Here is a 9,960-nt window from a genome sequence, read left to right on the forward strand (position 1 = left end):
GGGACGAAATTGAAAAGATTATTTCTCTGTATGGAACGTGAACTTGTTGTAGTGAAAGAACGATATGGTAACTATGAAGCAGCGTATCACTTACAAAATATGCAACCTACCTGTATCGCTGTTGATCCATTTCAAAAGAATCGTATATATTGCGGCACTTTTGGACGAGGTCTCTGGTTAAGTGACGATAGCGGAGATTCATGGAGACCAATTGGAGATTCTTATCGTTACTTTGATTTCCCAAAAGAAGATGGTATTTTACATTCTTCGATCACTTCCATTACGATAAGCTCTAATGAACAAGTTAACGGATATGGCGTCGTTTATGTAGGAACAGAACCTAGTGCTTTATTCCGTTCGGAAAATGGTGGTGAAACGTGGACTGAACTTAAAAATATGAAATCATTATTATCTTCTTATACGTGGGCTTTCCCGCCCAGACCGTTTACCCATCACGTACGCTGGATTACAGTTGATCCAAATAATCCAAATACAATCCATGTTTCAATTGAAGCTGGTGCTGTTATTCAAAGTAATGATAGAGGGCATACATGGATGGATAAAAAATTCGGTGCTCCTATCGATGCTCATCAATTGCTTATGCACCCTGAAGCTCCAAATCGCCTTTATGCATCATGTGGTGACGGGTTTATGGGCGGACCTGATCGCGCATACCTCGAAAGTTATAACAGTGGAAACAGCTGGATTTCATGCAGCGAAGGACTTGAACATCATTATTTATACAGCATGGCTATCGATCCAGCTGATTGTGATACAATTCTCGTTTCTGCCGCACCAAGCGCTGACCTCGCTCATCACCGTATTCCTTATGAATCTTATATTTATCGTAAAACGAAAGATACTCCGTTCCAGCAAGTACAGCAAGGTCTACCATCAGCAATCGGTACAGTCATTTCAATGTTTGCGACAAATCCAGCAGAACCACATACGTTTTACACTTTAAATAACAATGGCGTGTTTCAATCCAATGATAGCGGCGAATCGTGGGAACAACTAAACATTCCGTGGAAAGATGAGTATAAAACACAACACCCGCATGCTTTACTTGTTACTAGTTCTTAAGGAGAAAAAGACTGCCTAATCGTTTTAGGCAGTCTCTCTTCTATTTCTTTAAATCAATTACAATATCATCTAAAACAATATCTTTACTCTTCGCTTCTTTTTTCGGTACTTCTACTTTCTTCTCTTTCCCATTCACATACTCCACTCCACCATGATTTTCAGGTGTATGAACTCGCAAGTGTACACGAGGTGTAACGATAAGCTTTGTTGCATTTTCGTTTAACTTTTGGAATGTAGAACTCCATCGAATATTGTAAGGATCGTCGCCACTTCCCCCATTTCCTTCACCCGAATAATCATTCCCTAAATCATCCTTAACCGTCAATTCAACATCTACACTATCCCATTCTTTCCTCGCGTCCTTAGAAACTTCTTGATTGTAATAAAGAATAAATGAAACCGGAGACATTGCGACCTTTTCCATATTTGCTTTTATACCTTCTTTTTCCGAACTCCCACCAATTGTTCTCTCTTTACTATCTACTGATTTTACAGTTAACGCGAAATTCCAATTACCTTGTATTGATTTTTTCCTATCTGGCATCTCTATTCCCTCTATATTCCATCTAAAGTTTACTTTGTCCTTTTGATTACTATCATGGTGCGTCGTTGTTACCATACCTACATACTTTTTTTCAGTAACTTTAGTCATTTTTCCACTTCCTGAACTACCATGAGCGTCCATTATATCCAATCCGCCTAATATGATAGGATCATCTCCTAAGTCTTGCTCACTTTCCAGTGAATACGTTATAGATAATGTTCTGCCATCAGAAATTACATCATTAATGGTAACCTTAACCCCATTACTCTCCCGCGTCATATTCAACTCAGTCGAAAACTCTTTATAATTTTCATATAGCCCTGTTCTACCATTATCTAAAAATCGGAATATATCACCTACAATTGGCAATCCCCCTGCATATGTAGGAAACCCAATACCAAGCGTTGCAACTGATAATCCTACTAAAATAGATGCAGCAGCAACGCCTTTTTTCCAACTTTTCATCTTTTTCTTCGTACGAATAGATTGTTTTAAGTTGCGCTTCACTTTTTCTTTTTCAATTTCAGAAGCCTCAATTTCCTCAAGTTCTTTCTCATCTATATCAATATCATTTAATAGTTCATAAATGTCTTTCATATTGCACTACCTCCAAAACTAATATTCGTAGCATTTTGTTGTAGTTTCTTTTTCCCCCGGTACACTCGATTATCGATCGCTGCCCGGGTTAATCCTAACTTGTCACCTATTTCCTCTGTCTTCATACCGAGTAAATATTTCATAATGAATACTTTTTGATCTAGCGGTTCTAATTGATTAATAAGCTTCAATAATTCTTCTCTATCTTCCATAACAATTAATTCATCTTCCGCTGACTTTTCCGTACTAATATGAAACTCATCCGAAATAATTTCTACTTTTTTAGTTGCCTTCCGGTAATAATCAATTGCTTTAAACTTCGCAATCGCTGCAATCCATTTTTTAAAATCATTCGGCTCTCCATGAAACTTATTTGCGTTATTCCAAATGGATAGAAAAATATCATTTACACATTCCTCTATAAGTCCATCATTTTGAATTGGAAGTAGAACTTTATGCGTGATTCCCTTTATGAGTGGTAAATATGTATCGACAACAAATTCTAGCGCATCTTCTTTTTGCCGCTGTAATCTTTTTATAAAATTTTTCTCATTTGATTTCATGTAGCGATTCCCCTTATTTTTTTGTAAAAGCTTTTACACCCTATATAACGTCTAGAAAAAATTTTTCTCTCACCTTTTTATTATTTTTTGTATGTAATGGAATACTTTCCCTTAGCCATTGTCTCACATAACTATGCATTCAAAGAAAATTTTCTCAAGTCTGCAATTTGATTCATGTAGTACACTATTTATATAGTCACTCTTTAACTTAGTGTACATTTTATTTCGTTAATCTACTTTTAAAAATTAGGAGATGAGATGTGTATGTGCGGAATTACAGGTTGGGTAAATTGGAATAAGGATCTTTCCAATGAACATGTTATTTTAGAAAAGATGGCAAATAGTATTCAGCATCGTGGTCCTGATGCTGAAGGTTTTTGGTTTTCGCCTCGTGCGGCCTTTGCACACCGGCGTTTAATTGTAATTGATCCAGAAGGCGGAGCACAGCCGAAGACATTTCGTGCTGGTGATTATACGTATGCTCTTACTTATAATGGAGAAATTTATAATTTCCGTGAGCTTAGAGAGCAACTTAGGAAATGTGGTCATACATTTGAAACGCATTCAGATACAGAAGTGTTACTACATGCTTATTTAGAATGGAAAGAAGACTGCGTACAACATTTGAATGGAATTTTCGCTTTTGCCTTATGGGATGATCAGAAGCAACAATTATTTTTAGCACGTGATCATTTAGGCGTAAAGCCACTCTTTTACACAGAAAGAAATGACAGCATTATTTTCGGATCTGAAATAAAAGCATTATTAGCGCATCCATCTGTCCCTACTGAAATTGATGCAGATGGCATAAATGAAATATTTGGATTAGGCTTATTTCGAACTCCAGGATGTGGCGTCTTTAAACATATTGAAGAAGTGCGTGCTGGACATTGTATAACGTTTACACGTGATAAAAAAGTAGTTACGAAGTATTGGAATTTAGAAAGTAAAGCTCATACAGACTCTACTGAAGATACAGCATCACATATTTTATCTATTTTACAAGATACAGTAAAAAGACAATTAATTGCCGATGTCCCTCTCGTTTGCATGTTATCAGGTGGATTAGATTCTAGCGGGATTACTGCACTAGCGGGGAAAGAATTTGCTGCTGAAAATAAAACACTTCATACGTATTCCATTGACTTTGTAAATAGCGCAAAAGATTTCGAACTGACATTTGCTCGCACTGGTTTAGACGCTCCTTGGGTAAAACGCGTTTCTGAACATGTAGGAACATCTCATCATGATATTATTGTGAATGCTGAAGAATTAGCAAATCACTTATTCGTTCCCCTCCGTGCAAAAGATTTACCGAGTGCTGGTGAAATGGAAACTTCACTATATTTACTATTTTGCGAAATGAAAAAAGATGCGACCGTAGCTTTATCTGGCGAATCTGCTGATGAAGTATTCGGTGGATACCCTTGGTTTCATCAAGAAGAATTACTATATGTAGATAAATTTCCTTGGCTAACAAATTGGAAAAATACATCTCCTCTTCTACTACATGAAGTAAGTAACCAATGTAACCTAGAAGAATATATTGATACACGATTCCAAGAGGCGATACTTGAAGTACCTACTCTTAAAGGCGAAAGTAAAAAATCCGCGAAACAACGTCAAATGTTTTATTTATTTTTAACGAGATTTCTTCCGTTCTTACTTGACCGTAAAGACCGTATGAGTATGGCCGTAGGATTTGAAGTTCGTGTACCGTTTTGCGATTATCGATTAGTTGAATATTTATGGAACGTTCCTTTCAACATAAAAAGCATTGATAATATTGAAAAAGGCATTTTACGTAGAGCATTAAAGCCTGCTTTACCTGACGATGTACGGAATAGAAGAAAAAGTGCGTATCCAACTTCACAAGACCCACATTATTTACAAACAATCCGTCATTTATCACTCGACATGTGTAGTAATAAAAACAATCCTATTTTCTCACTTATTAATCATTCCACATTACTTGCTATTGCCGATCAGAGTAATAAAGAAATTAACAATTTCGAAGCAAGAAGTGCTATGGAATACATGCTACAAGTTAACGAATGGTTAAAAACGTATCACATCCATATTGCTTAACAAAAAGGAGCTCAAGGATAAAAACCTTGAACTCCTTTTATATTAATTAGCACATCGTTTATTTTCAGTGTCAATGGACCATCCAATAATTGTGGCACAATCTCTACCTTTCCACTGCAATACATTTGTTAATACTGGCTCAATCTGTAAGCAACTTCCGTCGTGTAATATTTCTATTAAAGATTGGTCATCATCAAACCTTCGTTTATCACACTCTAAAATACCGTCCGTTGCCATTACGATGTGATTCATTCCTTTTTCTAATCCTCTTACGCCTGACGTAAAACAAGGTGTATTTGCTGCAAAAATATTTTTCCTACCAATATATTCGTAATTCTTCCGCTTATTTAATCGCCCTTTACCATTTTTCGTTTTCTCAGAATGGAATAAATATGCGAAACAATCACCGACTGATAACCAATATAAAAATTCACCTTTTCGCAAACAAATTAAGCATGCAAGTTCCTCATCATCTTGATCACATTTTTCAATAAACAACTCATCTGTAAATAATGCTAATAAGTACATATGTGTATGATGAAAAGCTAAATGTATCGGGTAGGAAAATAACTCCTTTAGTTTCTCTTTTCTTTCTGAAATGGCTTCTATTATATAATCAATATTTTTTGTTTTGTGGTGTGTATCAAAAATCATAACAAATTCAAATTGTAATTCCGGATCCCACCAAGCAAGCACCGCATCTCCTCGTTCATATGCATCACTCTCTTGATTTCCCCCATATACGCCGACTGAAAGAGGACCACATTTTTCAACATGTATTTCATCTACATACATCTGTTCATGACTCATCCATTTGAATGTATTCACAGCTATCATCCTCTCTCTTGCTGAATGTATACCTTTACACATAGATTACCTTATATTTCAATAAAAATAAACTTTTTCAACATTTTTTATCCAAATAAAAGGATTTTACTTCTGTAATAACGAATATATCTTATTATACGATATAAAAACAGGAGGATTTATTATGAAAGACATCAATCAGCATTGGGAGAGCATTTATTATCACTTACGATATGAATATGAAGACAACCTTTCTCACCAAGCCATTCGTATTTTACAAATCATTTCTCGTGAGAAAGATATAACAATTGGAAAAGTCGCTACTGAGCTTACTCTCTCTCATAACACAGCATCTGAACACGTAAAGCGCCTTATTCAAAAAGGGTATATCATGAAAGAAAGAAACAAACAAGATGAAAGAGTTGTGAACCTTACTTTAACGAAAGAAGGCATTGAAGTATTAGAAAAGCATACTTTACTAGATAAAGAAAAGATAAAAATATTAGAATCGCAATTATCGAAAGAAGAACAACAAGTAATCGAAAAAGCTTTTTCGTTATTAGCGAAGGAGGCAAAGTATGCATTTCCTCGTTAAAGTAATCGTTTCGGCACTTATTATCGGTGTTATTACTGAAGTCGCTAAACATTATAGTACGATTGGCGGGTTTATTGCTGCCCTTCCTCTCGTAAGTTTACTAAGCCTATTTTGGATTTCTTTCGAAGGCGGGAACAAACAAGAATTAAGTCAATTTGCTATAGGTGTATTATATGGATTTCCTGCATCCGCACTACTATTATTTATCGTTTATATTGGATTAAAAAATTCGTTTTCACTTAGTACATCTGTCCTGTTCGGTATAGGTGTTTGGTGCATTGTTTTTGCTTGTCAAAAATTACTTCAATCTTAGTTAGGAGGGGTTACTATTTATAAACTTGTAGAGGTATTGGGGCAAACTATAGAAGTATATATGAAAGGAAGTAGTAAACAAACTGTAGTCATTCAAACCGGAATGACTTGCTCATTTTATGATTGGCTTCCTATTATAGAAAAGCTTTCACAGCACTTTACAGTCGTTTCCTACCATCGCCCAGGTTATGGAAAAAGTGAACTAAGGAATTATTCACGTACTACGTTACAAGTAACAAAAGAACTTCATATGTTACTACAAAAACTAGATATTCACGAACCAATCATTCTAATCGGTCATTCCTATGGAGGTTTATGTGCACAACATTTTGCGATGTTACATGAAGATAAGTTGCAAGCACTTATTTTAGTTGATTCTACATCCATGAACTTACACCGATTAGATGAACTTCATTTACCAATTTCTGATCAGACTGATTCGGATGATATGTGGCTTCAAAAATATAATACATACTCTAAAATGGATGTAGACATGCTTTCTAATGAACTAAAGCCAATACTCGCTAACCAATCAAGACAGTACATTGAATTTTCTACCTCTCCTACATTATATAAAGCGACAGCTTCTGAACTATCTACGTGGAAAAATTGTGCTCGCTCAATAAAAGAACTCTATAAAACATTAGAAGTACTTTTAATCGTTATCGGTAGAGACCCTCAATATTCTATTACTCAGTTGACTGAGGGCGGCATGCAAAAAGAGGAAGCGACACAACTTGAAGCAATGTGGCAAGAACTGATTCATGAACAATTACAACTCTCAATAAACAGCCAATATATACTTGCCGAACATGCTGGCCACGGAATTGAAAATGATCGACCAGATATTATCATTGAAGCGGTTCACTCCCTAAAAATAAAAAAAGGAGGCAACTAAAGCTGCTTCCTTACTTATCTATTCATAATCTTCTTCATCATCGATTTCTTCGTAATACGCATTCCCATTACTTACATATATAGGGCCATTCGCAACATCAATACGTAATACCCATGCCCACGGCACAGCTAAACGCTTATGTATTGCTCGCCAAAAGCTCATTGATTTTCTTTCGTACTCCTGGAACTCCTGAAGTAACTCTTTGTAGGAGGAACCGTCTAACTGAATATTTGCTTCTAACAAACGAGAATGAGCATAGTACTGCAGCTCTAGTTCAGCAGCAATTTCCATTTCTTCTTCCGTTGCCATACCAATAATTGTTCCATCTGGTGGTACAATTTCATATACGTTGTGAACTTCAATAAGCCCTTCTTTCTCTTTCTCAAACATGTAAACAGCCTCCTTTAACATATTTTTTATGTTACAAAGTCATACTTCTACAATAATATCTCTCTTTCCTCTTTTTTTGATAAACTTTTACAAATTATTTATCTGATGACCCGTATTCTCTATCCTTTCGGCAGAAACTAAATCCTCATTATGAAAATTCAACTTAAATATATCGGGCATACGAATTGTTTTCCAAAATCGAAAATCATATTTTGAATCAAAATAATTCATGAGTAATACCATAATATTCCCATGAGTTCCTATTACAATATTCTTACCTTCATATTTTTTTAATATATTTTGCATACATATTACAGCACGCCTTTGCGCTACATCATTCGATTCTCCGCCTTCGTGTGCAAAATCCCAATCTTCCCACACCTTTTGGACCGCATCATTAAAATCTGCTACTGACTCTGAACTTAATAACCTTTCTCGTAAATCTTCTTCTATTTGTATCGATACATCATATGTATTCGCAATCCCTTGTACAGTTTGAATTGCTCTTTTGTACGAGCTAGAAATCACTACATCAATATGTCTATCTTTTAATAACCTTGTTACATTCTCTGCATCCAAGTGTCCTTTTTCAGATAAAGGACGCTCCCGTTCTTCTTTTGTATAGGTAGAATGGGCATGGCGAACGAAATATATTGTTGTCATTTATTCATCTCCTTTTTCCGTTTCTACCCAAATTCAATACATTACCATCAAATCCCTTTACCTTTGTAATAAGTGCTTTCAAATTTAAATATTGATTTTCATATTAATAAAAGGAAACACCTCTATGGTATTTCCCTCATTTAAAATAGACTACATTCAATTAAATACTTTATCAATTTTATTTCTGTCGTATTCTAATATCCAATCATTATATGTATGATACATATTCCTAATTGTATTAGGAGAGGTAGCTAATACATCACAACCTCTATCATCATAAATGTGAAATATAGTATTCTTGTTAATATTTATGAAATACACCCTATGAAAAATACGCGGTTTTATCCCCATATCTTGATTACAAATTGCTTTTATCATAGGAATATATTTCAAGTCTGAAACTTTACATTTCAAAGTATATCTATGTGTTTTATATACCCCGTCTTCATCGTCTTCTGGAAAAACATAAGGGATTGTATTTTTCTGTAACTTAAACAAATCAGACTTCTCTTTTACATACTTAGAAAAGATATTCAATTTGTGTTTGAAAGTTTCACCGTCTGCATATTCATTTACATCCACTACGATATAAATATCATCTTCTGTTGCATGTAAAGACCGAAATAAAGTAATAGCTCTATTATAAACGCCCTCTAAATATGGGCAGTTTTCATAAATGTTATTGCAATCATAGTTCACACCTAACCTAAAGCGAATACCAATATCCCCATTATAAAATAAAGGTGGTCTAAGTTCTAAATTTGGAAACGTTTCAAGCATATACTCATTCAACCTCATCTCAACACCTACCTTTAACAGCTCATTGTTTACATAATAAAATTATTTCATTATAATTTATTTCTAAACTCTTCATCTGTTATAGCATCTCGAATAAAATAATCTACATTATTTCTCAGCTTTTGATATGCAACTTGATTTTCTATATCGTTAAACATAATGACAACTTCTACTTTATTCCCTTTCTTATCTATAGTATACAAGCTTTTTGTCAATACGAATGCGGTAGAGCCACCTTTTTGACCAGCATATTCAAACTTACTATTTTTAACTGTTCCTTTGAAAATGTTCTCGATTTCTTCTTGCATTGATTTTGGAAAATACTTTCTACTATTTATCTTTTCCATTATACTCATATAATCTTTAGCGTTTGCACCCACTAATCGATCTGACCAAATTCGCTGAAATTCCATATCTACCTTTAATGGAATATCCCGTTTTTTCCATTCTTCTTCATCTTTCATCCATTCCTGTATTTGTAACACATGCTTATTATATTCATCTTTTGACATGTTACGTAACGTTTTTAATGACTGATTTTCTGGTGTAATCAACGATTGTAAAATACCCAATAACAACGGTTTTAAATTCCCCAAAAATAACAGATAATCGTTTCGAAACA

General features: G+C 34.7%; 11 protein-coding genes and 1 pseudogene. 5 read left to right on the plus strand and 7 right to left on the minus strand.

All coding sequences use genetic code 11. The features are described 5' to 3' along the window. Nucleotides 1-9 precede the first annotated feature (9 nt). Nucleotides 10-1,083, plus strand: a complete 1,074-nt coding sequence (locus tag PDQ68_RS25645) for a WD40/YVTN/BNR-like repeat-containing protein (protein WP_016717107.1) — start codon at nucleotides 10-12, stop codon at nucleotides 1,081-1,083. Between the two features lie 40 nt (nucleotides 1,084-1,123). Here the strand turns inward: PDQ68_RS25645 and PDQ68_RS25650 are convergent, their stop codons facing one another. Both PDQ68_RS25650 and PDQ68_RS25655 read right to left on the minus strand, forming a co-directional pair. Next, nucleotides 1,124-2,224, minus strand: coding sequence for a DUF4179 domain-containing protein (locus PDQ68_RS25650; protein WP_061183323.1), 1,101 nt, complete (start codon nucleotides 2,222-2,224; stop codon nucleotides 1,124-1,126). Further along, entirely contained in the window at nucleotides 2,221-2,787 is a 567-nt protein-coding gene (locus PDQ68_RS25655) for a sigma-70 family RNA polymerase sigma factor (RefSeq protein WP_061183324.1), read from the minus strand. Before PDQ68_RS25655 ends, PDQ68_RS25650 begins: the two co-directional genes overlap by 4 nt. Nucleotides 2,788-3,051: 264 nt before the next feature. Here PDQ68_RS25655 and asnB point away from each other — a divergent pair, with 264 nt between their 5' ends. Then, entirely contained in the window at nucleotides 3,052-4,875 is a 1,824-nt protein-coding gene (asnB, locus tag PDQ68_RS25660) for an asparagine synthase (glutamine-hydrolyzing) (protein WP_061183325.1), read from the plus strand. A 42-nt stretch (nucleotides 4,876-4,917) separates the two neighbouring features. Here the strand turns inward: asnB and PDQ68_RS25665 are convergent, their stop codons facing one another. After that, nucleotides 4,918-5,745 (minus strand): PP2C family serine/threonine-protein phosphatase, encoded by an 828-nt coding sequence (locus PDQ68_RS25665; protein ID WP_016717104.1) that lies wholly within the window; start codon nucleotides 5,743-5,745, stop codon nucleotides 4,918-4,920. Between the two features lie 121 nt (nucleotides 5,746-5,866). Between PDQ68_RS25665 and PDQ68_RS25670 the strand changes: the two genes are divergently transcribed. From PDQ68_RS25670 to PDQ68_RS25680, 3 genes are read left to right on the plus strand one after another with little or no spacing between them, the layout of a single operon-like run. Continuing rightward, on the plus strand, nucleotides 5,867-6,277 hold the full coding sequence (locus PDQ68_RS25670) for a MarR family winged helix-turn-helix transcriptional regulator (protein ID WP_061183326.1): 411 nt from the start codon (nucleotides 5,867-5,869) through the stop codon (nucleotides 6,275-6,277). Then, a complete protein-coding gene (locus tag PDQ68_RS25675; RefSeq protein ID WP_016717102.1) occupies nucleotides 6,261-6,590 on the plus strand; it encodes a DUF3147 family protein in 330 nt (109 codons plus the stop codon). The genes PDQ68_RS25670 and PDQ68_RS25675 overlap by 17 nt, the downstream gene beginning before the upstream one ends. A 60-nt stretch (nucleotides 6,591-6,650) precedes the next feature. Then, nucleotides 6,651-7,487 carry an alpha/beta hydrolase gene (locus tag PDQ68_RS25680; RefSeq protein WP_410973865.1) on the plus strand — a complete coding sequence of 279 codons (837 nt, stop codon included), beginning with the start codon at nucleotides 6,651-6,653 and terminating at the stop codon, nucleotides 7,485-7,487. An 18-nt stretch (nucleotides 7,488-7,505) separates the two neighbouring features. Here PDQ68_RS25680 and PDQ68_RS25685 read toward each other — a convergent pair whose 3' ends face one another. From PDQ68_RS25685 to PDQ68_RS25700, 4 genes and pseudogenes are all read right to left on the minus strand, one after another. Beyond that, nucleotides 7,506-7,877, minus strand: a complete 372-nt coding sequence (locus PDQ68_RS25685) for a hypothetical protein (RefSeq protein WP_000461775.1) — start codon at nucleotides 7,875-7,877, stop codon at nucleotides 7,506-7,508. A gap of 87 nt (nucleotides 7,878-7,964) precedes the next feature. Next, nucleotides 7,965-8,540, minus strand: a complete 576-nt coding sequence (locus PDQ68_RS25690; RefSeq protein ID WP_061183328.1) for a histidine phosphatase family protein — start codon at nucleotides 8,538-8,540, stop codon at nucleotides 7,965-7,967. A gap of 156 nt (nucleotides 8,541-8,696) precedes the next feature. Continuing rightward, nucleotides 8,697-9,338, minus strand: a complete 642-nt coding sequence (locus PDQ68_RS25695; RefSeq protein ID WP_029141095.1) for a DUF3885 domain-containing protein — start codon at nucleotides 9,336-9,338, stop codon at nucleotides 8,697-8,699. A gap of 50 nt (nucleotides 9,339-9,388) precedes the next feature. Then, a pseudogene (locus tag PDQ68_RS25700) lies at nucleotides 9,389-9,960 on the minus strand (hypothetical protein); the annotation flags it as partial.

Origin of the sequence: Bacillus cereus group sp. Bc010, assembly GCF_027716745.1 — a bacterium.
GTDB lineage: Bacteria > Bacillota > Bacilli > Bacillales > Bacillaceae_G > Bacillus_A > Bacillus_A pacificus.